The following is a 26,543-nucleotide window of genomic DNA, read 5'->3' on the forward strand; positions in this document are numbered from 1 at the left end:
GAACGCGCCGAAGGCCGAGGACGCACCCCGCGTCCTCGGCCTTCCGCGTCTCGCGCCCGGCTCAGTCGCGCAGGTTCGCCTCGATGTCGAGGGTGATCTTCACCTTCTCGCCGAGCATGGCGCTGCCGTTGGGGCCGACGCCGAAGTCGGTGCGGTTGAGGGTGGTGGTGGCGGAAATGCCCAGCAGCGTGCCGCCCTGGCCGTTGTCGGTGAAGCCGCCGAGCTCGGCCTCCAGGGACACCTGCTTGGTCACGCCGTGCAGGGTGAACTCGCCGTCGATGAGGTAGTCGTCGCCGTCCTTGCGGATGCCGGTGGAGCGGAACCCGGCCTTGGGGAACTTCTCGACGTCGAGGAAGTCGCTGTTGCGCACGTGCGCGTCGCGGTCGCCGTTGCCGGTGTTGATGGACGCCGGGTCGATGTCGGCGGTGACCGTGGAGTCGAGCGGGTTCTCGGCGGTGACGATCTCGCCGCTGAAGCCGTCGAAACGTCCCCGGGAGCGGCCGACGCCGAGGTGGCGCAGGGTGAACTCGATGTCGGAGTGCACGCTGTCGATGTCCCAGGTGCCGACGACGTAGCCGGGGATCGTGGTCGCGGTGCTCATGGCGTCTCCTGAAGGCGATGCGGAATCAATTCCGGTTCGGCCAACGGCGTTGAACGTTCAACTATTCCGGCTGTGATCTGTTTCACTTGATTCGGCGCCGCTCGCCTGCCGCCCAGGAGGGGGCGCGGCTCCGGATACGCTGCCGGAAGATGGAGCAGGACGTATTCGGGGCGCAGGGCGGCTGGCAGAGCAGGCGATGATCACACTCTTCGCGCGGGCATCGATCTCCCGCTGGACGCACCCGGTGGGTGCCGCGCTGGTCCGCCTCGGCCTCGCCCCCAACGCGGTCACCGTGGCCGGGACCGTCGCCAGCGCCGCCTCGGCGCTGTGGTTCTTCCCGCGCGGCGAGCTGTTCGTCGGCACGGTCGTGGTCGCCGTCTTCCTGCTGTTCGACGTGCTCGACGGTGCGATGGCCCGCGCCGGGGGCAAGGGGTCGGCCTTCGGCGGGGTGCTCGACGCCAGCTGCGACCGCATCGCTGACGGCGCCCTGTTCGGCGCGCTGGTGTGGTGGGCCCTGGTCGTCGCCGGGGACCGGGTGCTCGGGGCCGGCCTGCTGCTGTGCCTGGTGGGCGCGCAGGTCACCTCGTACGTCAAGGCCCGCGCGGAGGCCAACGGGCTCAGCGCGGACGGCGGCGCGGCGGAGCGGGCGGAGCGGTTCGTCCTCGTCCTCGTCGGCACCGGGCTGCACGGCCTGGGCGTGCCCTTCGTCCTGGGCGCGGCGGTGTGGTTGCTCGCCGCCCTGTCCGCGATCACCGTCCTCCAGCGCCTGCGCGCCGCCGCCCGCTCGGCTCAGGCGGGCACCAGCTCCTCGTAACCGGACCAGGTGAAGTGCCGCTCCGCGGGCAGCTCGTCCCGCTCCAGCAGGAGATCCGCGGCCGCGTCGTCCGGGGCGCCGCCCTCGTCGAGCGGGAGGACCGCGGCGAAGTACATCCCGAACCGGCACTCGTGCGCGCGCAGCTTCGCCAGGCCCCAGGCCGTGAGGCAGTCCTGCCACACGCCGGGCGGCTCGTCGCCGGGCAGCTCGCCGAGGCAGATCAACTGCTCGTAGGACGAGAGCGAGTCGGGATTGCGGATCTCGTAGAGGGCGATGCCGCAGCGCACGGGGACCTCCTGGTGATCGGGGTGTCGGATTCGGCAAGTACTTTGAGTGCCTGCTTGATCACTGAATGATGCTGTAAAGATTACTTAGTGAATGTTCTTCGCATAGATCACCGTCGGGTGATCTTGTCGGCCCCGGCCGGCGAACACGCACCCAGCGGGAAGCGAGTCCCTCATGCACGACCGCTCGACGCCGATCAGCCCGACCGTCGGTAGGCGGTGGCTCGCGCAGGAGATCCGGCGGTTGCGCGAAGCGGCCGGGCTGACCCAGCGCGACGTCGCCACCAGGCTGCGCTGCGCCTCGGCCAAGATCGCCCACATGGAGAGCATGCGGAACGCGATCAGCGGGCCGGACCTGGAAATCGTGCTCCCGTTCTTCGGCGTCCCCGCCGAGCGGGTCGACTGGTACCTGCAGCTCGCCGACGTCGCGAAGCAGAAGGGCTGGTGGGACGGCAACCGCGCCATCCCGGAGTGGTTCTCGCTCTACATCGGGCTGGAGTGGGGCGCGAGTGAGATCCGCGAGTGGGACCTCGGCTTCGTCCCGGGAATCCTGCAGACCCGCGAGTACGCGGAAGCCGTGCTCGCCGACGACCTGTCCGCGTCGGCGGCGCGGCTCCAGCAGCAAGCGGAAGCCCGTCTGCGTCGGCGCGATGCCCTGAACCGGGCGAACGCGCCGCTGTCGATGCACGCGATCATCGACGAATCCGCGCTCCGGCGAGTGATCGGCGACCGGCAGGTGATGCTCGACCAGATCGAGCAGTTGGTGAAGTTCTGCGCCGATCCGCGCGTGACGGTCCAGGTCATGACGTTCGAGGGCGGTCCGCATCGGGGACAGCTGGGCTCGTTCCACCTGCTCGACTTCACGCGGGACCACGATCACGGTGTCGTGTACGTCGAGAACCAGTCCGGCGGGGCCTGCCTGGAAGAAGTCGTGGAGGTCGAACGCTTCCGCCAGGTGTTCGAGGAACTGACAATGAAGGCGTTGTCGATCGAGGATTCCGAAGGATTCCTCCGCGGACTGGTTGGGGATCTCCGATGAGCACTCTGCAGCACCTGTCGAGCGCGTCGAGCGTGGCCGGAGCCGTTTGGCGCAAGAGCAGCCGCAGCGGACAGGGCGGTGGTGCCTGCGTCGAGGTGGCCTCGGTCCGGTCGGGCGTGGGGGTTCGGGATTCCAAGAACCCCACCGGACCCGCGCTGGTGTTCGGCCGCGACGCCTGGTCGGCGTTCCTCCGGGGGCTCTGACCGGCGCGGAGCGGGTGCGGGCACCACCGGTGCCGCTGGTTAGGCTGCTCGCCGCGAGAGTGCGAACGAGCGGAGGGGTGGCGCGGTGGTTTCGGGTGCGGGGGCTTCGGAGGCGGTCTACGACGTCCGGATCAGGGCTTGGGCGAGCGGTCAGTTCGACTGGTTCCCGCTGGCCTCGGCGGTCCCGGCGGACACCGTCGCGATCCTGCGCGAGACCGCCGCGTGGGAGATCGAGGTCACCGACACCGACACCGACACCGACGCGGCCTCGGTCGCCCCGGTGACGCACCCGTTGACCGAGGCCGAGGAGTACGCGGTGTGGATGCGCTACCCGTCGACCGGCGGCAAGGTCCCCTGGGGGCTGATCGCGGACCGCCTCACGCCGGAGCAGGCCGCCGCCTACGTGCGCAACCCTCGGACCCAGCTCAACGTGCAGCCCGCCGCCGACCGCACCCCGCCCCCGGTCGAGGACGACAGCGAACTCGACCCCGCCGAGGCCCCCGCCCCGGCGGAGGCCCCCGACCCGGCCGAGGTCCCCGACCCGGCCGAGGCATCCGAACCCGCCGCACCCTGAACCGGCGGCCCCCGAACCGGCGGGCGGTCGATGCGCCGCTCGGCCGCGCTCAGTCCCCGTCCCAGGCCGGGAAGATCGTCGAGAACTCGGCTCGCTCCTCGGCGCGCGGCCACGGACACCGCCAGGGTGGCCGGTCTCGGGCCGGCACGGGGCTCGACTCACTCCGCCGGGTGCATCGGGTCGTAGCGCTCGAAGTGGCGGGTGAAGGTGGCGGTGCCGGAGCTCAGGGAGCGCACGCTGATCGAGTAGCGGACGAGCTCGCTCGCGGGCACGTGGGCGTGCACCACGGTCCAGCCGGTGTCCTCCGGCGCGGTGCCGACGACCTTGCCGCGTCGGCTGGAGAGGTCGCCGAGGATCACGCCCAGGTGCTCGTCGGGCAGCGAGATCGAGACCGCGTCCACCGGTTCGAGGGTGAGCAGTCCCGCCTGCTCGGCGGCCTCGCGCAGCGCGAGCGCCCCGGCGGTCTGGAACGCGGCGTCGGAGGAGTCGACGCTGTGCGCCTTCCCGTCCAGCAGGGTGATCTCCAGGTCCGTCAGCGGGATGCCCTCCGCGACGCCCCGCTCGGCCTGGGCCCGGACGCCCCGCTCCACGCTGCCGATGAACTGCTTCGGCACCGCCCCGCCGACCACGCGGTCGGTGAACTCGATGCCGGTGCCGCGCGGAGCGGGACGCGCCTCGATCTCGCACACCGCGTACTGGCCGTGCCCGCCGGACTGCTTCACGTGCCTGCCGCGGGCCTTCGCCGGTGCCCGGAAGGTCTGGCGCAGCGCGACCCGGACCGGCTCGGTGTCGATCTCGGCGCCGCCCTCCCGCAGCCGTTGCAGCACGACGTCGGCGTGCGCCTCGCCCGTGCACCACAGCACGAGCTGGTGGGTCTCCTCGTCGCGATCCAGCCGCAGGCTCGGGTCGGCGGCGACGAGCCGGTTCAGGTTGCGGGCCAGGGAGTCCTCGTCGCTGCGGGTGCGGGCGGTGACCGCGATCGGCAGCAGCGGGTCCGGCATCGGCCACGGCGAGATGAGCAGCGGCCGCGCCGGATCGGACAGGGTGTCGCCGGTCTCGGCCGAGCCGAGCTTGGTCAGCGCGCACACGTCGCCCGCCACGCAGCGCGCCACCTCCCGGAGGTTCGCGCCGAGCGGCGAGTACAGGTGCGGGACGCGCTCGTCCTCGTCGTGGTCCGGGTGGCCGCGCTCGGCCATGCCGTGCCCGGACACGTGCACGGCCCGCTCCGGCCGGACCGTCCCGGAGAACACCCTGGCCAGCGACACCCGGCCCACGTAGGAGTCGGCGGAGGTGTGCACGACCTCGGCGGCCAGCGGGCCGTCCGGGTCGGGGCGGAGCCCGCGCGGGTGCCCGCCGGAGGGGTCGGTGACCTCGGGGGCGGGGCGTTCCACCGGGGAGGGGAAGCCTCTGACCAGGCCGTCGAGCAGCTCCGGCAGGCCCAGCCCGGTGGCCGCGCACACCGGCAGCACCGGGTGCAGGCCGCCGCGGGCCACGGCGGTCTCCAGGTCGCGGATCAGCTCCTCCTCGCCCAGCTCCTCGCCCTCCACGTAGCGGTCCATGAGCGATTCGTCCTCGCTCTCGGCGATGATCGCCTCGATGAGCTCGGCGCGGTCCCGGCCGATCTCGGGCGCGGCGCCGGTACCGGAGGTGGTGCCGGTGAGGACGCCGACCAGGCCGGTCGCCGCACCGTCGGCGTCGCGCAGCACCCGGTGCAGCGGCAGCACGCCGTCCCCGAACGCGTCCCGGCAGTCCCGGAGCGCGGCGTCCGGATCGGCCCGGTGCTGGTCCAGCCGCGTCAGCACCACGGCTCGCGGCAGGTCGAGGCGGGCGCACTCCTGCCAGAGCGCGCGGGCGGCGGCGTCCACGCCCTCGGCGGCGGCGATCACGAACAGCACGGCGTCGGCCGCGCGCAGCCCGGCGCGCAGCGCGCCCGTGAAGTCCGCGTAGCCGGGGGTGTCGATGAGGTTGATCTTGTGGTCGCGGTGCGGCACCGGGGCCACCGACACCGACACCGAGCGCTGCTGCTCGATGGCGGCGGCGTCGTGGTCGCCCACCGTCGTCCCCTCGGTCACGGAGCCGGGGCGCGGGATGGTGCCGGTCTCGACGAGCAGCGCCTCCACCAGCGTGGTCTTGCCCGCGGCCGACGGGCCGACGAGGGCCACGTTCCGGATCGCGCTCGGCTCGCCGGGAGCGGGCGCCTCCGGCGCGCCCGGCGCGTGCTGCCTGCTGCCCATCGCTGCCCCCTCCGACGTGGTTCCTCCCACGAATCGCACACCGGCTCCGCTCGCCCTGCAATGCCGTTCACCGCGTCCCGATCGAGGTGGCGGGCTCGCGCCCGTGGGCGAGGGGGTTCTTCCGCCCCGGAAGTGGACTACGGGGAAAGGGGATGAGTGGACCGTGGTCGTGGTCCAGTTCGGCGCTAGCGTCGGAGGTGCGCGGCGATCCCGTCGCGCCCGACCTAGGGAAGGCAGACCGTGACCGACACCGCAGCCCCCACGCAGACCACCGGCACCGACGGAGTGAAGCGCGGCATGGCGGAGATGCTCAAAGGCGGCGTGATCATGGATGTGGTCACCCCGGAACAGGCGAAGATCGCCGAGGACGCCGGGGCGGTGGCCGTGATGGCGCTGGAGCGGGTGCCCGCCGACATCCGCGCGCAGGGCGGCGTGGCCCGCATGTCCGACCCGGACATGGTCGAGGGCATCGTCGAGGCCGTCTCCATCCCGGTGATGGCCAAGGCCCGCATCGGGCACTTCGTCGAGGCGCAGGTGCTGCAGTCCCTCGGCGTCGACTACATCGACGAGTCCGAGGTGCTCACCCCCGCCGACGAGGCCCTGCACATCGACAAGTGGGCTTTCACCACGCCGTTCGTCTGCGGCGCCACCAACCTCGGCGAGGCCCTGCGCCGCATCGCCGAGGGCGCGGCGATGATCCGCTCCAAGGGCGAAGCCGGCACCGGCAACGTCGTCGAGGCGACCCGGCACATGCGCGCGATCCGCGCCGAGATCCGCAGGCTCGCCGCCCTCGACGCCGAGGAGCTCTACGCGGCGGCGAAGGAGCTGCGCGCTCCGGTCTCCCTCGTCCAGGAGGTCGCCGCCGCCGGGAAGCTGCCGGTGGTGCTGTTCACGGCGGGCGGGCTGGCGACCCCGGCGGACGCGGCGATGATGCGCCAGCTCGGCGCGGAGGGCGTGTTCGTCGGCTCCGGCATCTTCAAGTCGGGCGATCCCGCCAAGCGAGCCGAGGCGATCGTCAAGGCCACCACGTTCTACGACGACCCGGACGTCATCGCGAAGGCCTCCCGCGGCCTCGGTGAGGCGATGGTCGGCCTCAACGTCGACGCGCTCCCCGCGGACCAGCGGTACGCGACGCGCGGCTGGTGAGTCCCGCCGCCCGTGGCTCGGCTGTCGCGGCGGCGGAACCCCGGCGGCTCCGCCGCCGACGGGGCGGTGACGGCCACCGACGCGGATTCGAGGATCAGACGTGTTCCATCAGCAGGACCGCCCGGGTGTCGGGTTCCAGGGCCTCGTAGCGGTGCGGGACGTCGCCGGAGAACGCGGCGTAGTCGCCGGGGCCGAGTTCGACGGGGGAGGGTTCGGGCCCGGCGAGCAGTCGGCCCGCCGTGATCACCAGGTGTTCCACGGTGCCCGGCAGGTGCGCTTCCGCGCGGCGCGGATCGCCCGGCTGGACCTCCAGCACGTGCAGGTCCCGGCGCGCCCCGGTGGGGCAGGCCGAGAGCATCGCGGCGGCGAACGGCGCGTGCTCGGAGCGGATCAGCGGGGTGTGCCCGGCGCGCACGACCCGCAGCTGCGGAGCGCGCTGTTCGACGAGCCTGCTGAACGGCACGTCGAGCGCCACCGCCAGCGCCCACAGCGTTTCCACGCTGGGGTTGCCCGCGCCGGATTCGAGCTGGGAGAGCGTGGACTTGGCGACTCCGGCGCGCTTGGCGAGCTCGGACAGCGTCAGCCCGACGCGGTCCCGCTCGCGGCGCAGCGCGGCCGAGATGATCTCCAGCGGTGAGGTCATGAAGATGTTCGTTTCGTCGTGCTCAACGTTCGATTTGACGAACGCACTGGCCGGTGTTCAGGATAACGAACATGAGGTCGTTGTGGCGAACGATGCGCTCGTGGTGGCGCGACAAGCTGATCCGGGACCTGGTGGCCCTGGTGCCGGCGCTGGCCGTCGTCGGCGCGTCCCTCGGTGCCATCGCGGTGACCAAGGGCGTGCCGCTGTGGCTGATCACGCTCACGGCCGCGGCGGTCTTCGCGGGCGGATCGGAGTTCATGCTCGTCGGCCTGCTCACCGCCGGGGCCGCCCCGGCGACCGCCGTGCTGGGCGGCCTGCTGCTCAACGCGCGGCACTTCCCGTACGGGCTGGCCGTGGGCGGGCTCCTCGGGAACCGATGGCTGGACCGGCTGGTGGGCAGTCACCTCATGGTGGACGAGTCCGTCGCGTTCGCCCTCGCCGAGCGCGACCCCGCCCGGCGGCGCCGCGCCTACTGGCTCACCGGGACAGCGGTCTTCCTGACCTGGGTGCCGTCGGTGGCGCTCGGGGGCCTGCTCGGCCAGGTCGTCGGCGACCCGAACCGGTTCGGCCTCGACGCGGCGCTGCCCGCCGCGATCCTGGCGCTGATCGTGCCCGCGCTGCGGGACGCGCCGACGCTGCGCGCGGTGCTGGGCGGGGTGGTGCTGGCGGTGGCGACCACGCCGGTGCTGCCCGACGGGCTGCCGGTGCTGGTGGCGCTGCTCGGCGTGGTGCTCGCGCTGCCGGTGCGGCGCGGGCCGCGACCGGAGGCCGAGCGGCAGGAGGTGGCGGCGTGACGTTGACGGCCGTGCTCGCGCTCGCCGCCGGGACCTACGCGATGCGGCTGGCGGGCCCGCTGCTGCGGCGGCGGATCACGATCCCGCCGCGGTGGGAGCGGGTGCTGGCGATCGCCGCGACGGTGCTGCTCGCCGCGTTCGTCGCCATCGGGGCGGCCTACGAGGCGGGGGGTTTCGCCGGCGTCGCCCGGATCGCCGGGGTGCTCGTCGCCGGCGTGCTGGCGCTGCGCGGCGCGTCCTTCGTGCTGGTGGTGCTGGTGGCGGCGGGCGTGACCGCGGGGCTGCGGTTCGCCGGGATCGGTTGACGGAGATCAGAGGAACGGAGTTCGAGCAGTGCAGGAGAGGTCCACCGCGCCCGGCGCGGCCCCCGCGATCGGCGTGCTCGCCCTGCAGGGCGGGGTCGCCGAGCACCTGGCCGCCCTCGACCGCAGCGGTGCGCTGGCCCGCCCGGTGCGCAGGCCCGAAGAGCTGCGCGGCCTGCACGGGGTGGTGCTGCCCGGCGGTGAATCCACGACCACCAGCCGGTTGCTGCACGCCTTCGAGCTGTTCGAACCGCTGCGGGAACGGCTCGCCGCGGGCCTGCCCGCCTACGGCTCCTGCGCGGGCATGGTGCTGCTGGCCCGCGAGGTGGTCGGGGGCGCCGAGGCCGGGGTGACGCCGCTCGGGGCGCTCGACGTGACCGTGCGGCGCAACGCCTTCGGCAGGCAGGTCGACTCCTTCGAGGCCGACCTGGACTTCACCGGGGTGGACGGTCCCGTGCACGGGGTGTTCATCCGCGCCCCCTGGGTGGAGCGGGTCGGTCCGGAGGTCGAGGTGCTCGCCGAGGTCACCCCGCGCGGCGCGGGTGACGACCCCGCCGCCGGTAGGATCGTCGCGGTTCAGCAGGGGCGCGTGCTCGCCACCAGCTTCCACCCGGAGCTGGTCCACGGCGACGAGCGCGTGCACCGGCATTTCGTGCAGACCGTTCGCGCAGGCTGAGGACCCCGGTCCGGCCTGCGGCGGCGTGGGAAGACGGAGGAAAGATGAGCGGCCACTCCAAGTGGGCGACGACGAAGCACAAGAAGGCCGCCGTCGACGCCAAGCGCGGCAAGCTCTTCGCGAAGCTGATCAAGAACGTGGAAGTCGCCGCGCGGACCGGCGGGGGAGACCCGGACGGCAACCCGACGCTCTACGACGCCATGCAGAAGGCGCGCAAGAACTCGGTGCCGGTGGACAACATCGAGCGCGCGCGCAAGCGCGGCGGTGGTGAGGAGGCGGGCGGCGCCGACTGGCAGACCACGATGTACGAGGGCTACGGCCCGAACGGCGTCGCGGTGCTGGTCGAGTGCCTGACCGACAACAAGAACCGCGCCGCCGGCGAGGTCCGCACCGCGATGACCCGCAACGGCGGTTCGATGGCCGACGCCGGGTCCGTGTCCTACCTGTTCTCCCGGCGCGGCGTCCTGATCGTGCCGAAGAACGGGCTCACCGAGGACGACGTGCTCGGCGCGGTGCTGGAGGCGGGCGCCGAGGAGGTCAACGACCTCGGCGAGAGCTTCGAGGTGCAGTGCGAGCCGACCGACCTGGTCGAGGTGCGCAAGGCGGTGCAGTCGGCGGGCATGGAGTACGACTCCTCGGAGCTGAGCTTCATCGCCTCGGTCAGCGTGCCGCTGGACGTCGAGGGCGCGCGCAAGGTCTTCAAGCTGATCGACGCGCTGGAGGACTGCGACGACGTGCAGAACGTCTACGCCAACTTCGACGCCCCCGACGAGGTCATGGCCGAGCTCGACACCTGATCACCCGGGGCCCGCGAGGGGGATGATCGGACCCGGTGCCCGGGGTTCGCCCGAACGGATGAGATCGGCAGAATGGCACTCGTGGCGGAGACGGAAGAGCAGCTGCGGCAGTGGTTGGTGGACACCGCGGAGCGGGACGGCGCCGCCGTGGTGCACGTGGCGGCGGACGAGGCCGGCGCCGCCTACGCCTTCTCCGTCGGGGCGTGGCGGCGGTTCGGCAAGCCCGAGGTCGTCGTGATCGGCCTGCCCCGCGACGTGGCGCAGGCGGTGGTGGACACCTACGTGCGCCGCGCCGCCGCGGGTGAGCGCTTCTCGCCGGGGAGCCTCTACGACGGCTTCCTGCGGGACTGCCCGGTCACCTTCGAGCGGGTCGCGAAGCAGCACTACCCGGAGTTCCTGGGCAGCGCCTTCGCCGTCTACCAGGGTGGCGACTTCCCCGCGCTGCAGCTCATCGTCTCGGCGCCGGGCGGGGCCTTCCCGTGGCAGCCGGACGCGCCCGGCGGGTTCGCCGAGTACCAGCCGGTGCTCACCGAGAGCGGAGCGCCGGAGCGCTGGACCCCGGGCGTCGACGGCCCCTGACCCGGGAGGAGGGGGCCGGTCCCCGCCGGTTCCCGCGAACGGGCGATCATCGGGTGTGTCGGACGGCAGTCCGCCCCCGGCCGGGGTCTAGGCTGTCGAACGGGTGTTCCCGCTCGTCGCGGCTGCGCCCGGCCGTGGTCCGCTCCCGCCGGGGGCGGCCGGAGAGCGAGGAGGACGTCGTGCGGGTGCTGGGAGTCGACCCCGGGCTGACGCGGTGCGGGATCGGCGTGGTCGACGGCGGGCGGAACCGGCACATCTCGTGCGTGGCGGTCGGCGTCGTGCGCACCCCGCCCGGCGACGAGCTGCCGATGCGGCTCAAGGCGGTGGCCGACGCGGTCGAGCAGTGGATGGACGCCCACCAGCCCGAGGTGGTGGCGATCGAGCGCGTGTTCAGCCAGCACAACGTGCGCTCCGTGATGGGCACCGCCCAGGCCTCCGGCGTGGTGGCGCTGGCCGCCGCGCGTCGCGGGCTGCCGGTCGCCTTCCACACGCCCAGCGAGGTCAAGGCCGCGATCAGCGGCTCCGGCCGCGCGGACAAGCGGCAGGTCACGCTCATGGTCACCAAGGTGCTCGGGCTCAGCGAGGCGCCGCGTCCCGCCGACGCCGCCGACGCCCTCGCGCTGGCCGTCTGCCACATCTGGCGGGCGCCGATGCGCGACCGGCTCGCGGAGGCGGAGGCGAAGGCGGCCGAGCTGGCCCGCGCGCACCGGCAGCGCCTGCGGGACGCCCGACGCTCCTCGGCGGGCAGGGGGGACTCGATCCGATGATCGCCTCAGTGCACGGCCCGGTGCTGTCCATCGGGCTGGACCACGCCGTCGTCGAAGTCGGCGGCCTCGGCCACGCGGTGCACGCCACCCCCGCCACGCTCGCCGGACTGCGCCGCGGAGAGCAGGTGCGGCTGTGGACCACCCTCATCGTCCGCGAGGACTCGCTGACCCTCTACGGCTTCGCCGACGTCGAGTCCCGCGACCTGTTCGCGCTGCTGCAAACGGCCTCCGGGGTGGGGCCGCGGCTGGCGCTGGCCGCGCTGGCGGTGCTCTCACCCGAGCAGCTGTGCCACGCGCTCGCCGACGGCAACCTCACCGTGCTCACCCAGGTCCCGGGCATCGGGAAGAAGAGCGCGGAGCGGTTGATCCTGGAGCTGCGGGACAAGGTGGGCACCCTCGCGGGCTCCGCCCAGCGGCCCGGCGCCCCCGATCGCGGCCAGGTGCGCACCGAGGTCGCCGAGGCCCTGGTCGGCCTCGGGTTCTCCGCCAAGCAGGCCGAGCAGAGCGTGGAGGCGGTGCTCGCCGCCGACGGCGCGCCCGCCGACACCGCCGCCGTGCTGCGCAAGGCGCTGGCGACGCTGGGCCCGCGATGAGCGACGGCCCGTCGTACGAGGACTTCCCGGCCGCCCCGCTGCCGGGCGAGGCACCGCTGGACCCGCAGCAGGACACCGCGGAGCAGGACGTCGAGAGCACGCTGCGTCCGCGCAGGCTCGACGAGTTCGTCGGCCAGCCCCGGGTGCGCGAGCAGCTCCAGCTGGTGCTGCACGGCGCCCTCAACCGCCGCGAGCAGCCCGATCACGTGCTGTTCTCCGGCCCGCCCGGGCTCGGCAAGACCAGCCTCGCGATGATCATTGCGGCGGAGCTGGGCTCCGCGATCCGGGTGACCTCGGGACCCGCTCTGGAGCGGCCCGGCGACCTCGCGGCGATGCTGTCCAACCTCGCCGAGGGCGACGTGCTGTTCATCGACGAGATCCACCGCATCGCCCGCCCCGCCGAGGAGATGCTGTACCTGGCGATGGAGGACTACCGCGTCGACGTCGTCGTCGGCAAGGGCCCCGGCGCCACCAGCATCCCGCTGGAGATCGCCCCGTTCACCCTGGTCGGCGCGACCACCCGCTCCGGCACGCTCACCGGGCCGCTGCGCGACCGCTTCGGCTTCACCGCGCACATGGAGTTCTACTCGCCCGGGGAGCTGGAGCGGGTGGTGCGGCGCTCGGCGGGCATCCTCGGCGTCGACCTGCGCACCGACGGCGCCGCCGAGATCGCCCGCCGCTCCCGGGGGACGCCGCGCATCGCCAACCGGTTGCTGCGCCGCGTCCGCGACTACGCCGAGGTGCGCGCGGACGGCGCGGTCACCGTCGCGGTGGCGCGGGCCGCGCTGGAGGTCTACGACGTCGACGAGTTCGGCCTGGACCGGCTGGACCGGGCGGTGCTCTCGGCGCTGGTCCGCTCCTTCCACGGCGGACCGGTCGGCGTCTCCACGCTCGCCGTCGCGGTGGGGGAGGAGCCGACCACGGTCGAGGAGGTCTGCGAGCCGTACCTGGTGCGCGCGGGGATGCTCGCCCGCACCCCGCGCGGCCGGGTGGCCACGGTGGCGGCCTGGCAGCACGTCGGGCTGCCCCCGCCGCCCCACGCGCCCGGCGAGTCCCAGGCGGCCCTGTTCGAGTAGCGGACCGCTCGCGGCCGGTGCTGTGAGTCCGGCCACCGGAGGGCGATAGGCTGCGCGGCGTCGCCGGCCGAGGCCGTGCCTGCCGGAGCTCGGCCCGCCCTGCGCGGCCCGGCGGGCGCAGACGTGCCCATCGACAGGGCTGGCACACTGGAAGCGCAACATCCGAACAATTCGGGCGCCCCGGCTGGTGGCCGGGCAGTCCTCACGGCGTCCGCCGAACGGAGCATGATGTCACTGGAATCCTTGTTTCTGCCCCTGCTGATCGTGCTGCTGGCCGTGCCGATGTTTCTGCAGGCGCGCAAGCAGAAGCGGGCCATGCAGGAGCAGCAGCGGCTGCAGAACTCGCTGAGCGCGGGTGACCGGGTGATGACGACCTCCGGACTGTTCGGCACTGTCGTGTCGAGCTCGGAGGACAGCATCGACCTGGAGATCGCGCCGGGCGTCGTCACGACCTGGGTGCGGGCCGCGATCCGCGAGAAGGTCGTCGCGGACACCGCGTCGGAGACCCCCGCCGAGGACGGCGCGGAGACCGCCGCCGGGGAGACCGAGCTGAACGACTCCGCGGCGCGGGACGAGGCGAAGGACGTCGCGGGGCAGGACGTCGACACCACCGCGACGACCACCGAGTCCACCGCGCAGGTCGCCGAGCCGATCGAGAAGCAGAAGACCAGCTGAGTTCGCCGGCGGCCGGTGATCGCACCGGCCGCTCGACGGCCCGGTGCCCGCGCGGCACCGGGCCGAGTGCCGCGCGGCGCGCACCCGCTTGGCGAGTTCACGACGCCCCCCGCCCGCGCCCGGTTCCGCCCGCCGCGGGCGATATTCGCAGCTCGGGGCGTCGCGGGCGCGCCCCTCGCGGCTCCGTCCACGCGCCGCCTGGCAGACTGGACACCGGCGTTGCCGGATCACGCCGCGTGCTCGTGCCGACCGGGCGCGTACTGTGATCACCGGCCGCCCCGGGCCGCCGGACGCGGCCCGTCCTCCGGGGCATCAGATCGCGGGCGCCGAGCCCTGCGGGTCCGGTGCCCCGACCGCTTCGCAGAACGTGGACAGGAGACCGACGCACCGTGGCACCTCCGGCCGGGCAGCTTCGCCCAGGGCGTTACCTCGCGATCTTCGCGCTGATCGTCGTGGCGCTGTATGGACTGGTGTTCCTCACCGGCGATCACAAGCCCAACCCCAAGCTGGGCATCGATCTGCAGGGCGGAACCCGGGTGACGTTGACCGCGCGCACCCCGAACGGGCAGCCCCCGTCGCAGGAATCGCTCAACCAGGCGCGGCAGATCATCGAGACCCGCGTCAACGGCATGGGCATCTCCGGTTCCGAGGTGAGCCTCGACGGCTCCAACCTCGTGATCACCGTGCCGGGCGAGGGCGGTGACGAGGCCAAGCAGCTCGGCCAGACCGCTGAGCTGGACTTCCGCAAGGTCGTTCCGAACATGGTCGCCCCGGCCCAGGCCCCGCCGCCGGTGCCGACCCCGCCGGACGCGCCGGCTCCGCCGGGCGCTCCCTCGGGCACGGCCCCGCAGGCGGCGCACGCGCAGCAGCCGGACCAGGCCGATCCCGCGGCGCAGCAGGCGGCCATCGAGGAAGCGAAGCGGACCCGCCAGAGCACCGATCCGAACGTGCAGATGGAGGCCCTCGCGCGCCTCGACTGCAACGCCGAGGACCCGCTGCGCGGCAACGCGGACCCGAAGCTGCCGCTGGTCACCTGCGACCAGCAGAAGACCCAGAAGTACGTGCTGGAGCCGGTGTTCATGGAGGGCACCGACATCGCCAACGCCGCGGCCCAGCCCCCGAACCCGCAGAACCAGCAGCCGAGCTGGACCGTGAGCCTGGAGTTCACCGGCGAGGGCGGCAAGCGCTGGGCGGACTTCACCTCCGCCAACGTCGGCCAGCAGGCCGCGTTCGTGCTCGACGGCGAGGTCGTCTCCGCGCCGGTGATCAACATGGCCCTGCTCGGCGGCAACGCCTCGATCAGCGGGACCTTCAACCAGCAGAGCGCCACCGACCTGGCCGACGTGCTCAAGTACGGTTCGCTGCCGCTGGCCTTCGACCAGTCCGAGGCCGAGACGGTGTCGGCGACGCTGGGCAGCGCCTCGCTGGAGGCGGGCCTGATCGCGGGCGGCATCGGCCTGCTGCTGGTCGCGCTGTACTGCCTGGCCTACTACCGGCTGCTCGGCGTGCTCACGGTGCTCTCGCTGGTGCTCTCCGGCGGAATCGTCTACGGCGTGCTGGTGCTGCTCGGGCGGTGGATCGGCTTCACCCTCGACCTCGCGGGCATCGCCGGTTTCATCGTCGCGATCGGCATCACCGCCGACTCGTTCATCGTCTTCTTCGAACGCCTCAAGGACGAGATCCGCGAGGGCCGCACCTTCCGCTCGGCGGTCCCCCGGGCGTGGATCCGGGCCCGGCGCACGATCCTGTCCGCCGACGCGGTGAGCTTCCTCGCCGCCGCCGTGCTCTACGTGCTCGCCGTCGGCCAGGTGAAGGGCTTCGCGTTCACCCTGGGCATGTCCACGGTGCTCGACCTCGTGGTGGTGTTCCTGGTGACGCACCCGCTGGTGGCGCTCGCCTCGAAGAGCAAGTTCCTGTCCAAGCCCTCGGTGTCCGGTCTCGGCGCGGTGCAGCGCCACGCGGCCGCGCAGCGCCCCGCGCGCCGCCAGGGCGCTTCCACCTCGAAGGAGGCCTGACGGTGGCCACGCAGAGCCCCGCCGCCGAGGGCGGCAGCGTCTTCGAGCGCCTCTACACCGGTACCGGCGCGTTCGACATCATCGGCAAGCGCGTCCGCTGGTACGTCTCCCTCGGCCTGCTCGTGCTGGTCTGCATCGGCGCGATGGGCATCAAGGGCTTCAACCTCGGCATCGACTTCGAGGGCGGCACGAAGCTCCAGGTCCCCGCCGTCGGTGCGCAGGGCCCGATCAGCGAGGACGAGGTCCAGGAGGCGTTCCGCGAGGCGCTGGGCCAGCCCGCCGAGACGGTGCAGATGGTCGGCAGCGGAGGCAACCAGACCATCCAGGTCCGCACCGAGTCGCTGGACTCCGCGCAGGTAGCGCAGGTGAAGGAGACCCTCTACGAGCGGCTCCAGCCGCTCGGCTCCGACGGGCGTCCCAGCCCGGCCGCGGTCAGCGACAGCGCGGTCAGCGGTACCTGGGGCGGTGAGATCACCCAGCAGGCGCTGCTGGCGCTGGGCGTGTTCCTGGTGCTGGTGACCGTGTTCCTCGCCTTCTACTTCGAGAAGTGGATGGCGGTCGCGGCGCTGATCGCCCTGCTGCACGACGTCGTGGTCACCGCGGGCCTGTACGCGCTGATCGGCTTCGAGGTCACGCCGAGCACGGTGATCGGGCTGCTCACGATCCTCGGCTTCTCGCTGTACGACACCGTGGTCGTGTTCGACAAGGTCAAGGAGAACACCCGCGGCCTGCTCGGCCTGACCCGGCGCACCTATCCGGAGGCCGCGAACCTCGCGGTGAACCAGACCCTGATGCGCTCCATCAACACCTCGGTCATCGCGCTGCTGCCGGTGATCGGCCTGCTGGTGGTGGGTGCCTGGCTGCTCGGCGTGGGCGTGCTGCGGGATCTGGCCCTGGTGCAGCTGGTCGGGATGCTCGCCGGTGTCATCTCGTCGATCTTCCTGGCCACCCCGCTGCTGGTTGACTTCAAGATGCGCGACCCGAAGTACCGCCAGCAGGCGGCGAAGGTGCGCCAGCGCCGCGCCAGGGCGGCGGCGAAGGAGGCCGGGGAACCGGTCCCGGACGAGGAGGAGCCGGAGCAGCGGCGTCCGCTGGCGAACGCGTCCAGCGCGCCGGTGGGCAAGCGCTCCGCCCAGGGCGAGAGCCCGCAGAGCAGGCGGCGCCCGGCGGGCAAGTCCGCGCGCCCGACCGGCAAGCGGCGGCGCTGATGCCGGGCACCGGCGACCTCCGCGTCGTCCACCCGGCCCTGGCGGAAGCGGCGCGGCTCGTCCGGGAGGTTCCCGACTTCCCGGAGCCGGGCGTGCTGTTCCGCGACATCAGCCCGCTGCTGGCCGACGGCGATGCGTTCGCGGCGGTCGTCGGCGCCCTCGGCGAGGGCGGCGGCTTCGACGTGGTCGCCGGGGTGGAGGCGCGCGGTTTCCTGCTCGGCGCGGCCGTCGCGCACGCCTGCGGGACCGGTGTGGTGGGCCTGCGCAAGCCGGGCAAGCTGCCGGAGGTCGCCGACCGGGTGGACTACGAGCTGGAGTACGGCGCGGCGAGCCTGGAGCTGGCCGCCGACACGGTGCGGCCCGGCCAGCGGGTGCTGCTGGTCGATGACGTCCTCGCCACGGGCGGGACCCTCACCGCGGCCTGCGAGCTGCTGGGCCGGGCCGGGGCGAAGGTCGACACCGCCGCCGTGGTGCTGGAGCTGACGGGCCTGGGCGGTCGGGCGCGGGTGTCATCGGCCGAGGTCCGGGCGCTGCTGGCGGTGTGAGGAGTTCGGCTGAGCTGATCGGCTCCGGTGAACTTTTACCGTCTTCTCAAAGCTGAGAGTGACCGTTCAACGTTTCGGGGGACGGCCGGGGAAGGGTAGTAGCCCGAACGGCGTTATTCTCGATGTCCGGGTCGTGACCGCTTCGGGACCCGGGTGCAACGTCCCCTCCATGCCCGGGAGCGCGCGGTGAGCCAAGAGGTCGAGTCTCCTGCTTCAGCGGGAACCGAACAGGCACGTCCCGCCTCGGCCACGAGGCGGGTGCGGGCGCGCCTGGCCAGGCGAATCACGGCGCAGCGTCCCGCGGAGGTCAAGCAGGTGCTCGAACCGCTCGCGGCCGTGCACCGGGAGCTGCACCCGCACGCCGACCTGGCGCTGCTGCAGCGCGCCTACGACGTGGCCGAGGACAAGCACAGCCACCAGCGCCGCAAGTCCGGTGACCCGTACATCACGCACCCGCTGGCCGTGGCGACCATCCTCGGCGAGCTGGGCATGGACACCACCACGCTGGTGGCGGCGCTGCTGCACGACACGGTGGAGGACACCGACTACTCGCTGGAGCGGCTCAGCGCCGACTTCGGCGACGAGGTCTCGCACCTGGTGGACGGCGTCACCAAGCTGGACAAGGTGAAGCTGGGCGCGGCCGCGGAGGCCGAGACCATCCGCAAGATGATCATCGCGATGGCCCGCGACCCGCGCGTGCTCGTCATCAAGCTGGCCGACCGGCTCCACAACATGCGCACCATGCGCTTCCTGCCGCCGGAGAAGCAGGCGCGCAAGGCCCGCGAAACCCTCGAGGTGCTCGCGCCGCTGGCGCACCGGCTCGGGATGGCGACGATCAAGTGGGAGCTGGAGGACCTGGCCTTCGCCATCCTGCAGCCCAAGAAGTACGACGAGATCGTGCGCCTGGTCGCCAACCGCGCGCCGTCCCGGGACACCTACCTGCGCACCGTCACCCAGGAGCTGTCCGGCCAGCTGGAGACGGCGCGGCTGGCCGCGAAGGTCGAGGGGCGGCCGAAGCACTACTACTCGATCCACCAGAAGATGATCGTCCGGGGCCGGGACTTCGACGACATCCACGACCTGGTGGGCGTGCGGATCCTCGTCGACGAGGTGCGCGACTGCTACGCGGCGATGGGCGTGGTGCACGCGCTGTGGCAGCCGATGCCCGGCCGGTTCAAGGACTACATCGCCCAGCCCCGCTTCGGCGTCTACCAGTCGCTGCACACGACGGTGATCGGCCCCGAGGGCAAGCCGCTGGAGGTGCAGATCCGCACCAGCGAGATGCACCGCACCGCCGAGTACGGCATCGCCGCGCACTGGCGCTACAAGGAGACGAAGGGCCGCAACGGCAGCGGCGGCCAGTCGGCCGTCGAGGTCGACGACATGGCCTGGATGCGCCAGCTGCTCGACTGGCAGCGGGAGGCCGCCGACCCCGGCGAGTTCCTGGAGTCGCTGCGCTACGACCTCGCCACCCGCGAGATCTTCGTGTTCACGCCCAAGGGCGATGTGATCACGCTGCCGTCCGGGTCGACGCCCGTGGACTTCGCCTACGCCGTGCACACCGAGGTCGGGCACCGCTGCATCGGCTCCCGGGTCAACGGCAGGCTGGTGGCGCTGGAGCGCAAGCTGGAGAACGGCGAGGTCGTCGAGATCTTCACCTCCAAGGCGGAGGGCTCCGGACCGAGCCGGGACTGGCTGTCGTTCGTGGCGTCCCCGCGCGCCAAGGCGAAGATCAAGCAGTGGTTCGCCAAGGAGCGCCGCGAGGAGGCCCTCGAACACGGCAAGGGGGCGATCACCAAGGAGATCCGCAGGCTCGGCCTGCCGGTGCAGCGCCTGGTCACCGCCGACTCCATCGCCGCCGTCGCCCGCGAGCTGCACTACGTCGACGTCACCGCCCTGTACGCGGCGGTGGGGGAGCGGCAGGTCTCCGCGCACCACCTGGTGCAGCGGCTCGTCGCGCTGATCGGGGGCGTGGAGCAGGCCGAGGACGAGATCGCCGAGCGCTCCACCCCCTCCACGGTGCAGCAGCGGCGCCGCAGCACCGGGGACTCGGGCGTGCTGGTCAAGGACGCCGGGGACGTGTGGTCCAAGCTCGCCCGCTGCTGCACGCCGGTGCCGGGCGACGAGATCCTGGGCTTCGTCACCCGGGGCGGCGGGGTCAGCGTGCACCGCACCGACTGCACCAACGCCGACGACCTGCGCAAGTCCCCCGAGCGGCTGGTCGAGGTGCACTGGGCGCCCTCGTCGTCCTCGGTGTTCCTGGTCGCCATCCAGGTGGAGGCGCTGGACCGGCACCGGCTGCTCTCGGACGTGACGAAGGTGCTCGCCGACGAGCGGGTCAACATCCTGTCCGCCTCGGTGACGACCTCGAAGGACCGGGTGGCGGTGAGCCGCTTCTCCTTCGAGATGGGCGACCCCAAGCACCTGGGCCACGTCCTCAAGGCCGTCCGCAACATCGAGGGCGTTTACGACGTCTACCGGGTGACCTCGGCGGCGTGACCGGTGCCGAGGTCGCGCGCGCCGGCAGGTGCCGTCGCGACCGCACCGGTGCCCCCCGGGGGGAGACCGGTGCTCGGTGCTCCCGGCGGACGAGGCCTCAGGCCGTGATCTCGACGCGCTCGTAGCCGCGGAGCGCGAAGGCGCCGGAACGCCGGGGGCGCTCGGCCAGCGAGAACTCGGGGAAGCGGGCCGCGAACTCGGCGAGCACCACGCCCATCTCCAGCCGCGCCAGCGGGGCGCCGAGGCAGTAGTGCGCCCCGACGCCCAGCGCGAGGTGCGGGTTCGGCGAGCGGGTCAGGTCCAGCTCGTCCGGCGCGGTGAACGCGGCCGGGTCCCGGTTGGCCGCGCCCAGCAGCACCACGACCTTCTCGCCCGCCTCGACGCGGTGCCCGGACACCTCCACGTCCCGCACCGCGGTGCGTTCGAACAGCTGGTTCGGGGTGTCGTGGCGCAGCAGCTCGTCGACGGCGGTGGCCACCGCCGTCGGATCATCGCTGAGCCGTCGGAACAGGCGCCGCTGCGCGGGGTGGTCGTGCAGCGCGACGACCGCGTTGCCGATCCCGTTCACGCTCGCCTCGTGGCCCGCCATGAGCAGCAGCGCGCAGGTGGCGACCAGCTCGTCCCGGTTCAGGGCGCCGGTGGCGATGAGCGCGCTGAGCGGGTCCTCGCCGGGACGCGCGCGGCGGTGCTCGACGTGCTCGGCGACGTAGGTGCGGAACTCGCCGGCGGCGCGCTCGGCGTCCCGGCGGCCTGCCTCGTCGAGCTCGGGTTCGTACATCCGCACGATCCGGTTCGACCAGTCCCGCAGCACCGGCCCGTCGGGCAGCGGGAAGCCGAGCAGCGCCGCGATCACGTCCACCGGCAGCGGCCCGGCGAGGGCGGACATCAGCTCGGCCCGGCCGCGCTCCTCGATCTCCTCGCGGAGCCGGTCCAGGCGCGGGCCCACGAGCTCGGTGATGGTGCCGCGCATCGCGGCGACGGCGCGGCGGTGGAACAGCGGGGCCGCGGCGGCGCGCAGCCTGCCGTGCAGCCGCTGCTCGTTCTCCAACATGCTCAGCCGGTGCAGCGCGTTGAACGCCTCGAACTCGGCCTCGGGAGCCCGGTCCACCCACACCCGGCGCAGGTCACGGTGGCGCAGCACCGCCGAGCACAGCTCGTGCGAGACGGCGACGTGCGCGCCCCAGCCCTCGTGGCGGTGCAGCGGCCCCCGCTCGCGCAGCGCGCGGAACGCGGGATAGGGGTCGGCCACGAACTCCGGGTCGGCCGGGTCGGGGAACTCGGTCATGCGGTGCCTCCGCCAGCACCGGGTGCGCCCGCCTGGGCGGGCGCACCCGGATCGGGTCACGCCTCGGCGGTGACCTTGTTGAAGGTGACCTCCGTGTTGGGGTGCCCGCCGCCGGCCTGGGCGTCGAACGCCCCGTCGTGACCGGCGCGCGCGACCTCGTCGATGACCTGGAGGCCGTCCTCGGAGATCGTGCCGAACACGGTGTAGTCCGGCGAGAGCGGCGCGTCGCCGTAGACCATGAAGAACTGGCTGCCGTTGGTGTTCGGCCCCGAGTTCGCCATCGCCAGGTAGCCCCGGCCGTACTTCAGCTCCGGGAACGTCTCGTCGTCGAAGGCGTAGCCCGGACCGCCGCTGCCGCTGCCGGTCGGGTCGCCGCACTGCAGCATCTGCAAGCCCTCGGTGCTGATCCGGTGGCAGGAGGTGCCGTCGAAGTAGCCCTGCTCGGCCAGGTTGATGAAGCTGTTGACCGTGCACGGGGCCAGCGAGCGGTCCAGCGTCAGCGGGATCCGCCCGACGCTGCTGTCGATCGACGCCCGCACGGTTCCGGTGCTGGGCGCCTCCCCGTTCGCCGGCGGCTGCACCGGCTTCGCGGCCTCGCCATCGGGGCGGTATTCGCAGGACACCGGGCTCGCCAGCGGCGCGGGGCGCGCGGGCGGCGGCGCGGACTCGGTGGGGATCTGCAGGGCCGGTGGCTGCTCCTGCGGGGCGGCGGTGGACTCCTCGCCGGTGTTGATGAAGTAGACGACGCCCGCTACGGCCAGGATGACCACGACCACCGTGGCGCCTACGGTGATCATCCGTCGCCGCTTCGCCTGCTCGGCCCGACGCTCCAACTGGCGTTCGAGCTTCCGCTTGGCGGACTGGCGACGTTGTTCGTTGCTCGGCACCTGCTCCCTCCCCGGGGGCTCCGACACGATCAGGACGACGTCGAGTTTATGGGCCGCCCGGTTGACCGGAACGACCAGACCGTGCGCGACCATGTTCTAGGCTGAACAGGCCACGGCCCCGGCCGACCGCGTGCTGCGGCGGGGGTGGAGTTCGTGTCCGACGACGAAAGGCGCGTTGCGTGCTGGTGCTCGGGTTCCCGGCCGGACCTCTGCAGGCGAACTGCTACCTGCTCGCCACGGGCGAGCGGGCGGACTGCGTCATCGTCGACCCCGGGCAGGAGGCCGCGGCGGCCCTCGACGAGCAGATCCGCGAGAACGGGCTGAACCCGGTCGCGGTGCTGCTCACGCACGGGCACTTCGACCACGTCTACTCCGCGGGCGAGGTGTGCCGCGCGCACGACGTGCCCGCGTGGATCCACCCCGCCGACCGGTACATGCTCACCGACCCGGCCGCCTCGCTCGGCCCGCAGGGCGCGGAGCTGTTCGCGGCGCTGCCGCCGCTGACCGAGCCGGCCGACGTCCGCGACCTCGCCGACGGCGAGGAGCTGGAGCTCGCGGGCCTGCGGCTGAGCGTGACCCACAGCCCCGGCCATACCGGCGGGTCGGTGCTGTTCGGCGTCGGCACGGACGAGGGCGGTCGGCTGCTGCTGGCCGGGGACACCCTGTTCGCCGGGGCCATCGGGCGCACCGACCTGCCCGGCGGCGATCACGAGACGATGCTGCACACCCTGCGCACGCGGGTGCTGCCGCTGGAGGACGACGTGGTCGTGCTGCCGGGCCACGGACCCACCACCACCATCGGCCGCGAGCGCGCGGGCAACCCGTTCCTGCAGGACCTGGTGCCCGCCGACCGGTGACCGACCCAGCTTGAGGACAGCGACACACCCCTGATGAGCACCTTCACCGCCCCCAAGGGCATTCCCGAGTACCTCCCGCCGGAATCGGCCGGGTTCCTGGCCGTCCGCGACGCGCTGTCGGACGCCGCCCGCCGCGCCGGGTACGGCTACGTCGAGCTGCCGCTGTTCGAGGACACCTCGCTGTTCGCGCGCGGCGTCGGCGAGTCCACCGACGTGGTCAGCAAGGAGATGTACACCTTCGCCGACCGCGGCGGCCGCTCCGTGACGCTCCGCCCGGAGGGCACCGCCGGGGTCATGCGCTCCGCCATCGAGCACGGCCTCGACCGCGGCCAGCTGCCGGTGAAGCTGCACTACAGCGGTGCGTTCTTCCGCTACGAGCGGCCGCAGGCCGGGCGCTACCGGCAGTTGCAGCAGGTCGGCGTCGAGGCGATCGGCGTGGACGACCCGGCGCTGGACGCCGAGGTCATCGCCCTGGCCGACGAGGGCTACCGGCGGCTCGGGCTCACCGGCTACCGCATCGAGCTGACGTCGCTCGGCGACGCCGCCTGCCGCCCCGAGTACCGGGCGAAGCTGCAGGAGTTCCTCGCCGCCCTGCCGCTGGACGAGGCGACCCGTCAGCGCGCCGAGCTCAACCCGCTGCGGGTGCTCGACGACAAGCGCCCGGAGGTGCGCGAGCTCGTCGCGGAGGCACCGCTCATGGTCGACCACCTCTCGGCGGAGTCGAAGGAGCACTACGAGCAGGTCAAGCAGCACCTGACCGACCTGGGCGTGGCGTTCGTGGAGAACCCGCGGCTGGTGCGCGGCCTGGACTACTACACCAAGACCACCTTCGAGTTCGTCCACGACGGGCTCGGCGCGCAGTCCGGGATCGGCGGCGGCGGCCGCTACGACGGCCTGATGGCGCAGCTCGGCGGGGCGGAGCTCTCCGGTGTCGGCTTCGGGCTCGGCGTCGACCGCACGCTGCTGGCGTGCCGCGCCGAGGGGATCGAGGTCGGGGACCAGGCGCGCTGCGAGGTGTACTGCGTGCCGCTGGGCGAGGCGGCGAAGCGGCGCCTGGTGGCCGTCGCGGGCGGCCTGCGCGACGCGGGCGTGCGCGTCGACCTCGCCTACGGCGGCAAGGGGCTCAAGGGCGCGATGAAGGCCGCCGACCGCTCGGGCGCCCGGTTCGCCCTGGTGCTCGGCGAGCGCGATGTGGAGGCGGGCAGCGCGCAGCTCAAGGACCTCGGGTCCGGGGAGCAGCGGGCGGTGCCGCTGGACGAGCTGGTGGCCGAGGTGAGCCGCGCGGTGGCGGAGTCCGGCCGGTGAGCGAGCCGAGCGGGGAGCGGGTCGGGCTGGACCTGCTGGACCGCGCCTCGGTGCGCAAGCGCGCCCGGAACGTGATGATCGCGGGGCTGGTCCTGGGCGCGGCCTTCGGCGGCGTCGTCGGGCTGGTCGCGGGCCCGGTGGGCTTCGCGGTCGGCATCGCGGTGGTGGCGGTGCCGCTGCTGCTGCTGGCGTGGAGCGAGGCCCGCAAGACCACCTGGCTCAGCGACGGCCGGGTTTCGGTGCGGGCGCTGGGCACCCGGGTGGTGGACCTGCGCACCGCGGACCGGCTGGACGTGGTGATCACCGATCTGCGCGGGATGCGCACGGTGAGCCTGCTGGTCGGTGGCCCGCCGCAGGGCAAGGCGATCAGCGTGGCGCTCGCGATGTACGCGGGCACCGGCGGCCGCGAGCTGGAGGTGCTGGCGCTGCGGCGCATCGCCGACGCGCTGGCCGCGGTGGGCAGCGGTCACGCCCTGGTCCTCTCGGAGCTGGTGGTGGCGCAGCTGCGCTCGGAGGCGCGCGGCGATCCGGCGGCCGCCCGGCCGCTGTACCAGCTGGCCTCCGCCGCCCCGCAGGGGCGGGTGGCGCAGAAGCTGCACCCGCGGGCGGTGGCGACCTTCGTGACGTCGTTGGGCTAGCGCTCCGGTACCGGCTCAGGCCCGCGGCCGTCCGGGGCGCCGGGTGGCGCGGGTCGGAGCGCTCCGGGTCTCGCGCTCCGCGGCCGGGCTCCCGACCTCCGGGGACCCGGCGGGCTCCTGAGCCCCGGTGACTTCCTGGGACCCGGTGACTTCCTGAGCCTCGGCGGTCTCCTGGGGCGCGGGGGTTTCCCGGGCGGCGACGAGGGCGGCGATCAGCGTGGTGATCGGGACGGCCGCGACCAGGCCGATGCTGCCGACGAGGGTCCGCACCACCTCCTGCGCGACGGCCTGGGTGCTGACGATCTCGCCGAAGGAGCGCCCGGACAGCGAGTACGCCAGCAGCAGCGGCAGCGAGGCCCCCGCGTAGGCGAGCACCAGCGTGTTCACCGCCGAGGCCACGTGGTCCCGCCCGATCCGCAGCCCCGCCTGGTACAGCCTGCGCCAGCCCAGCGTCGGGTTCGCCCGCCGCAGCTCCCAGACCGCGCTGGTCTGGGTGACGGTGACGTCGTCGAGCACGCCGAGCGCGCCGATCACGATTCCCGCCAGCAGCAGCCCGCGCGCGTCGATGGGCGTGCCGAGCGCGGCGATGAGGTTCGAGGTGTCGTCGTCCAGCCCCGTGAGCTGCGTGGTCGCCGAGAACAGCACGCTGAGCCCGCCGATCAGCGACAGGCTTAGCAGCGTGCCGAGCACCGCCGTGGAGGTGCGCGCCGAGATGCCGTGCGTCAGGTACAGCACCACGAACATGATCAGCCCGGAACCGACCACGGCCACCAGCAGCGGGTTCTCGCCAGCCAGGATCGCGGGCAGCACGAACCCGATCAGCACCGCGAAGCTCAGCGCCAGCGCGCCGAGCGCCGCCAGCCCCTGCCACCTGCCGAGCAGCAGCACCGAGACCGCGAACACCAGGCCGAGCACCAGCAGCGGGCTGCCGCGCTGGAAGTCGACGACCTGGTAGGAGGATTCCTCGTCCGGGTTGGCCCCCGCGTAGGACAGCACCACCCGGTCGCCCACGGAGAACCGGGGCGTGCCGGGTTCGACGGGCATGATCTGGGCGATGGTGCGGCCCTGGGCGGGGCCGTCGTCCATCCGCACCTGCAACGTCACGCAGCCGTCGGAGTCACCGCACCCGCCCGCGGCGGCGGCGACGACCTCGCCGTTGACGGGGTACTGGCCGAGACCGAGGTCGGCTCCGGTGCGCTGCTGGTGGCCGAAGGGGTAGAGCAGCAGCGCGCCGACGATGGCCGCGATCGCGAACGGCACCAGCGCGAAGGCCAGCACTCGCCGCACCGTGCGCGAGGCGGGCGGATCATCGTGCCCGTGCCCGTGCCCGTGCCCGTGCCCGTGGCTGAGGGCGGTGGCGCCGGTGCGCGGGGGGCTGGGTTCGGGCGCGCGGTGTCCGCCCGCGGCGCTCTCGCCGGTGCCGGGCCCGGAAGCCCCGCGTTCGGCGCCGTGCTCGGAGTCGCGGGGGCGCTGCTCGCCCCGCGCTTGCCGGGAGCGCGGCGCGGCC

28 protein-coding genes are annotated in these 26,543 nt (G+C 73.2%); 21 read left to right on the forward strand and 7 right to left on the reverse strand.

From position 1 onward, the window contains the following. Nucleotides 1-61 precede the first annotated feature (61 nt). Nucleotides 62-601, reverse strand: coding sequence for a YceI family protein (locus ACL03H_RS21820; protein ID WP_412813161.1), 540 nt, complete (start codon nucleotides 599-601; stop codon nucleotides 62-64). Between the two features lie 196 nt (nucleotides 602-797). Here ACL03H_RS21820 and pgsA point away from each other — a divergent pair, with 196 nt between their 5' ends. Beyond that, nucleotides 798-1,415 carry a phosphatidylinositol phosphate synthase gene (pgsA, locus tag ACL03H_RS21825; RefSeq protein ID WP_412813162.1) on the forward strand — a complete coding sequence of 206 codons (618 nt, stop codon included), beginning with the start codon at nucleotides 798-800 and terminating at the stop codon, nucleotides 1,413-1,415. Here the strand turns inward: pgsA and ACL03H_RS21830 are convergent. Then, entirely contained in the window at nucleotides 1,391-1,702 is a 312-nt protein-coding gene (locus tag ACL03H_RS21830; protein ID WP_412813163.1) for a hypothetical protein, read from the reverse strand. The genes pgsA and ACL03H_RS21830 overlap by 25 nt on opposite strands. A 172-nt stretch (nucleotides 1,703-1,874) precedes the next feature. Between ACL03H_RS21830 and ACL03H_RS21835 the strand changes: the two genes are divergently transcribed. From ACL03H_RS21835 to ACL03H_RS21845, 3 genes are all read left to right on the forward strand, one after another. Further along, a complete protein-coding gene (locus ACL03H_RS21835) occupies nucleotides 1,875-2,738 on the forward strand; it encodes a helix-turn-helix domain-containing protein (RefSeq protein ID WP_412813164.1) in 864 nt (287 codons plus the stop codon). After that, complete coding sequence (locus tag ACL03H_RS21840) at nucleotides 2,735-2,941, forward strand: DUF397 domain-containing protein (RefSeq protein ID WP_412813165.1); 207 nt, start codon at nucleotides 2,735-2,737, stop codon at nucleotides 2,939-2,941. Before ACL03H_RS21835 ends, ACL03H_RS21840 begins: the two co-directional genes overlap by 4 nt. Nucleotides 2,942-3,026: 85 nt before the next feature. Further along, the gene (locus ACL03H_RS21845; RefSeq protein ID WP_412813166.1) at nucleotides 3,027-3,515 is read left to right on the forward strand and encodes a hypothetical protein; all 489 of its coding nucleotides are present in this window, start codon (nucleotides 3,027-3,029) and stop codon (nucleotides 3,513-3,515) included. 158 nt (nucleotides 3,516-3,673) lie between these two features. Here ACL03H_RS21845 and ACL03H_RS21850 read toward each other — a convergent pair whose 3' ends face one another. Beyond that, entirely contained in the window at nucleotides 3,674-5,749 is a 2,076-nt protein-coding gene (locus ACL03H_RS21850; protein ID WP_412813167.1) for an elongation factor G-like protein EF-G2, read from the reverse strand. Between the two features lie 240 nt (nucleotides 5,750-5,989). Here ACL03H_RS21850 and pdxS point away from each other — a divergent pair, with 240 nt between their 5' ends. Further along, the gene (pdxS, locus tag ACL03H_RS21855; RefSeq protein WP_412813168.1) at nucleotides 5,990-6,895 is read left to right on the forward strand and encodes a pyridoxal 5'-phosphate synthase lyase subunit PdxS; all 906 of its coding nucleotides are present in this window, start codon (nucleotides 5,990-5,992) and stop codon (nucleotides 6,893-6,895) included. A 94-nt stretch (nucleotides 6,896-6,989) separates the two neighbouring features. Here pdxS and ACL03H_RS21860 read toward each other — a convergent pair whose 3' ends face one another. Then, nucleotides 6,990-7,538, reverse strand: a complete 549-nt coding sequence (locus ACL03H_RS21860; RefSeq protein ID WP_412813169.1) for a helix-turn-helix domain-containing protein — start codon at nucleotides 7,536-7,538, stop codon at nucleotides 6,990-6,992. A gap of 71 nt (nucleotides 7,539-7,609) precedes the next feature. On the opposite strand from ACL03H_RS21860, the gene ACL03H_RS21865 reads away from it, so the two are divergent. From ACL03H_RS21865 to ACL03H_RS21925, 13 genes are all read left to right on the forward strand, one after another. Beyond that, a complete protein-coding gene (locus tag ACL03H_RS21865; protein ID WP_412813170.1) occupies nucleotides 7,610-8,332 on the forward strand; it encodes an AzlC family ABC transporter permease in 723 nt (240 codons plus the stop codon). After that, nucleotides 8,329-8,637: an AzlD domain-containing protein gene (locus ACL03H_RS21870; RefSeq protein ID WP_412813171.1), complete on the forward strand. Its 309-nt coding sequence runs from the start codon at nucleotides 8,329-8,331 to the stop codon at nucleotides 8,635-8,637. Before ACL03H_RS21865 ends, ACL03H_RS21870 begins: the two co-directional genes overlap by 4 nt. Nucleotides 8,638-8,665: 28 nt before the next feature. Then, the gene (gene pdxT / locus ACL03H_RS21875; RefSeq protein ID WP_412813172.1) at nucleotides 8,666-9,310 is read left to right on the forward strand and encodes a pyridoxal 5'-phosphate synthase glutaminase subunit PdxT; all 645 of its coding nucleotides are present in this window, start codon (nucleotides 8,666-8,668) and stop codon (nucleotides 9,308-9,310) included. 44 nt (nucleotides 9,311-9,354) lie between these two features. Then, nucleotides 9,355-10,107 (forward strand): YebC/PmpR family DNA-binding transcriptional regulator, encoded by a 753-nt coding sequence (locus ACL03H_RS21880; RefSeq protein WP_412813173.1) that lies wholly within the window; start codon nucleotides 9,355-9,357, stop codon nucleotides 10,105-10,107. Nucleotides 10,108-10,179: 72 nt separating this feature from the next. After that, the gene (locus tag ACL03H_RS21885; RefSeq protein WP_412813174.1) at nucleotides 10,180-10,686 is read left to right on the forward strand and encodes a DUF4262 domain-containing protein; all 507 of its coding nucleotides are present in this window, start codon (nucleotides 10,180-10,182) and stop codon (nucleotides 10,684-10,686) included. A 179-nt stretch (nucleotides 10,687-10,865) separates the two neighbouring features. Then, a complete protein-coding gene (gene ruvC, locus ACL03H_RS21890) occupies nucleotides 10,866-11,453 on the forward strand; it encodes a crossover junction endodeoxyribonuclease RuvC (protein ID WP_412813175.1) in 588 nt (195 codons plus the stop codon). Continuing rightward, nucleotides 11,450-12,046 carry a Holliday junction branch migration protein RuvA gene (ruvA, locus tag ACL03H_RS21895; protein ID WP_412813176.1) on the forward strand — a complete coding sequence of 199 codons (597 nt, stop codon included), beginning with the start codon at nucleotides 11,450-11,452 and terminating at the stop codon, nucleotides 12,044-12,046. The genes ruvC and ruvA overlap by 4 nt, the downstream gene beginning before the upstream one ends. Further along, the gene (gene ruvB, locus ACL03H_RS21900) at nucleotides 12,043-13,122 is read left to right on the forward strand and encodes a Holliday junction branch migration DNA helicase RuvB (RefSeq protein ID WP_412813177.1); all 1,080 of its coding nucleotides are present in this window, start codon (nucleotides 12,043-12,045) and stop codon (nucleotides 13,120-13,122) included. Before ruvA ends, ruvB begins: the two co-directional genes overlap by 4 nt. A 228-nt stretch (nucleotides 13,123-13,350) precedes the next feature. Beyond that, nucleotides 13,351-13,797, forward strand: coding sequence for a preprotein translocase subunit YajC (gene yajC / locus ACL03H_RS21905; protein WP_412813178.1), 447 nt, complete (start codon nucleotides 13,351-13,353; stop codon nucleotides 13,795-13,797). A gap of 389 nt (nucleotides 13,798-14,186) precedes the next feature. Then, complete coding sequence (gene secD / locus ACL03H_RS21910; RefSeq protein ID WP_412813179.1) at nucleotides 14,187-15,812, forward strand: protein translocase subunit SecD; 1,626 nt, start codon at nucleotides 14,187-14,189, stop codon at nucleotides 15,810-15,812. A 2-nt stretch (nucleotides 15,813-15,814) separates the two neighbouring features. Continuing rightward, nucleotides 15,815-17,020, forward strand: coding sequence for a protein translocase subunit SecF (secF, locus tag ACL03H_RS21915; protein WP_412813180.1), 1,206 nt, complete (start codon nucleotides 15,815-15,817; stop codon nucleotides 17,018-17,020). Next, a complete protein-coding gene (locus ACL03H_RS21920; RefSeq protein WP_412813181.1) occupies nucleotides 17,020-17,565 on the forward strand; it encodes an adenine phosphoribosyltransferase in 546 nt (181 codons plus the stop codon). The genes secF and ACL03H_RS21920 overlap by 1 nt, the downstream gene beginning before the upstream one ends. 186 nt (nucleotides 17,566-17,751) lie before the next feature. Beyond that, nucleotides 17,752-20,064: a RelA/SpoT family protein gene (locus ACL03H_RS21925; RefSeq protein ID WP_412813182.1), complete on the forward strand. Its 2,313-nt coding sequence runs from the start codon at nucleotides 17,752-17,754 to the stop codon at nucleotides 20,062-20,064. 97 nt (nucleotides 20,065-20,161) lie between these two features. Here the strand turns inward: ACL03H_RS21925 and ACL03H_RS21930 are convergent, their stop codons facing one another. Further along, nucleotides 20,162-21,349: a cytochrome P450 gene (locus ACL03H_RS21930; protein WP_412813183.1), complete on the reverse strand. Its 1,188-nt coding sequence runs from the start codon at nucleotides 21,347-21,349 to the stop codon at nucleotides 20,162-20,164. 56 nt (nucleotides 21,350-21,405) lie between these two features. Further along, a complete protein-coding gene (locus ACL03H_RS21935; RefSeq protein WP_412813184.1) occupies nucleotides 21,406-22,236 on the reverse strand; it encodes a peptidylprolyl isomerase in 831 nt (276 codons plus the stop codon). 179 nt (nucleotides 22,237-22,415) lie between these two features. Between ACL03H_RS21935 and ACL03H_RS21940 the strand changes: the two genes are divergently transcribed. The 3 genes from ACL03H_RS21940 to ACL03H_RS21950 are packed head-to-tail and all read left to right on the forward strand — an operon-like array spanning nucleotide 22,416 to nucleotide 25,036. Further along, a complete protein-coding gene (locus ACL03H_RS21940; RefSeq protein ID WP_412813185.1) occupies nucleotides 22,416-23,093 on the forward strand; it encodes an MBL fold metallo-hydrolase in 678 nt (225 codons plus the stop codon). A gap of 33 nt (nucleotides 23,094-23,126) precedes the next feature. Next, on the forward strand, nucleotides 23,127-24,398 hold the full coding sequence (gene hisS / locus ACL03H_RS21945; protein WP_412813186.1) for a histidine--tRNA ligase: 1,272 nt from the start codon (nucleotides 23,127-23,129) through the stop codon (nucleotides 24,396-24,398). Further along, the gene (locus tag ACL03H_RS21950; protein WP_412813187.1) at nucleotides 24,395-25,036 is read left to right on the forward strand and encodes a hypothetical protein; all 642 of its coding nucleotides are present in this window, start codon (nucleotides 24,395-24,397) and stop codon (nucleotides 25,034-25,036) included. Before hisS ends, ACL03H_RS21950 begins: the two co-directional genes overlap by 4 nt. Before the next feature lie 15 nt (nucleotides 25,037-25,051). Here ACL03H_RS21950 and ACL03H_RS21955 read toward each other — a convergent pair whose 3' ends face one another. Then, on the reverse strand, nucleotides 25,052-26,314 hold the full coding sequence (locus ACL03H_RS21955; protein ID WP_412813188.1) for a YibE/F family protein: 1,263 nt from the start codon (nucleotides 26,312-26,314) through the stop codon (nucleotides 25,052-25,054). Nucleotides 26,315-26,543: the final 229 nt, after the last annotated feature.

This window comes from Saccharopolyspora antibiotica (genome assembly GCF_047200635.1).
Classification (GTDB): Bacteria; Actinomycetota; Actinomycetes; order Mycobacteriales; family Pseudonocardiaceae; genus Saccharopolyspora_C.

Coding starts and splice junctions, on each gene's coding strand:
- ACL03H_RS21885 (WP_412813174.1), top strand. CDS start 10,180: ATGGCACTCGTGGCGGAGACGGAAGAGCAGCTGCGGCAGTGGTTGGTG.
- yajC (WP_412813178.1), top strand. CDS start 13,351: ATGTCACTGGAATCCTTGTTTCTGCCCCTGCTGATCGTGCTGCTGGCC.
- hisS (WP_412813186.1), top strand. CDS start 23,127: ATGAGCACCTTCACCGCCCCCAAGGGCATTCCCGAGTACCTCCCGCCG.
- ACL03H_RS21860 (WP_412813169.1), bottom strand. CDS start 7,538: ATGACCTCACCGCTGGAGATCATCTCGGCCGCGCTGCGCCGCGAGCGG.
- ACL03H_RS21820 (WP_412813161.1), bottom strand. CDS start 601: ATGAGCACCGCGACCACGATCCCCGGCTACGTCGTCGGCACCTGGGAC.
- ACL03H_RS21840 (WP_412813165.1), top strand. CDS start 2,735: ATGAGCACTCTGCAGCACCTGTCGAGCGCGTCGAGCGTGGCCGGAGCC.
- ACL03H_RS21920 (WP_412813181.1), top strand. CDS start 17,020: ATGCCGGGCACCGGCGACCTCCGCGTCGTCCACCCGGCCCTGGCGGAA.
- ruvA (WP_412813176.1), top strand. CDS start 11,450: ATGATCGCCTCAGTGCACGGCCCGGTGCTGTCCATCGGGCTGGACCAC.
- ruvB (WP_412813177.1), top strand. CDS start 12,043: ATGAGCGACGGCCCGTCGTACGAGGACTTCCCGGCCGCCCCGCTGCCG.
- ACL03H_RS21865 (WP_412813170.1), top strand. CDS start 7,610: ATGAGGTCGTTGTGGCGAACGATGCGCTCGTGGTGGCGCGACAAGCTG.
- ACL03H_RS21880 (WP_412813173.1), top strand. CDS start 9,355: ATGAGCGGCCACTCCAAGTGGGCGACGACGAAGCACAAGAAGGCCGCC.
- pgsA (WP_412813162.1), top strand. CDS start 798: ATGATCACACTCTTCGCGCGGGCATCGATCTCCCGCTGGACGCACCCG.
- ACL03H_RS21930 (WP_412813183.1), bottom strand. CDS start 21,349: ATGACCGAGTTCCCCGACCCGGCCGACCCGGAGTTCGTGGCCGACCCC.
- ACL03H_RS21850 (WP_412813167.1), bottom strand. CDS start 5,749: ATGGGCAGCAGGCAGCACGCGCCGGGCGCGCCGGAGGCGCCCGCTCCC.
- ACL03H_RS21835 (WP_412813164.1), top strand. CDS start 1,875: ATGCACGACCGCTCGACGCCGATCAGCCCGACCGTCGGTAGGCGGTGG.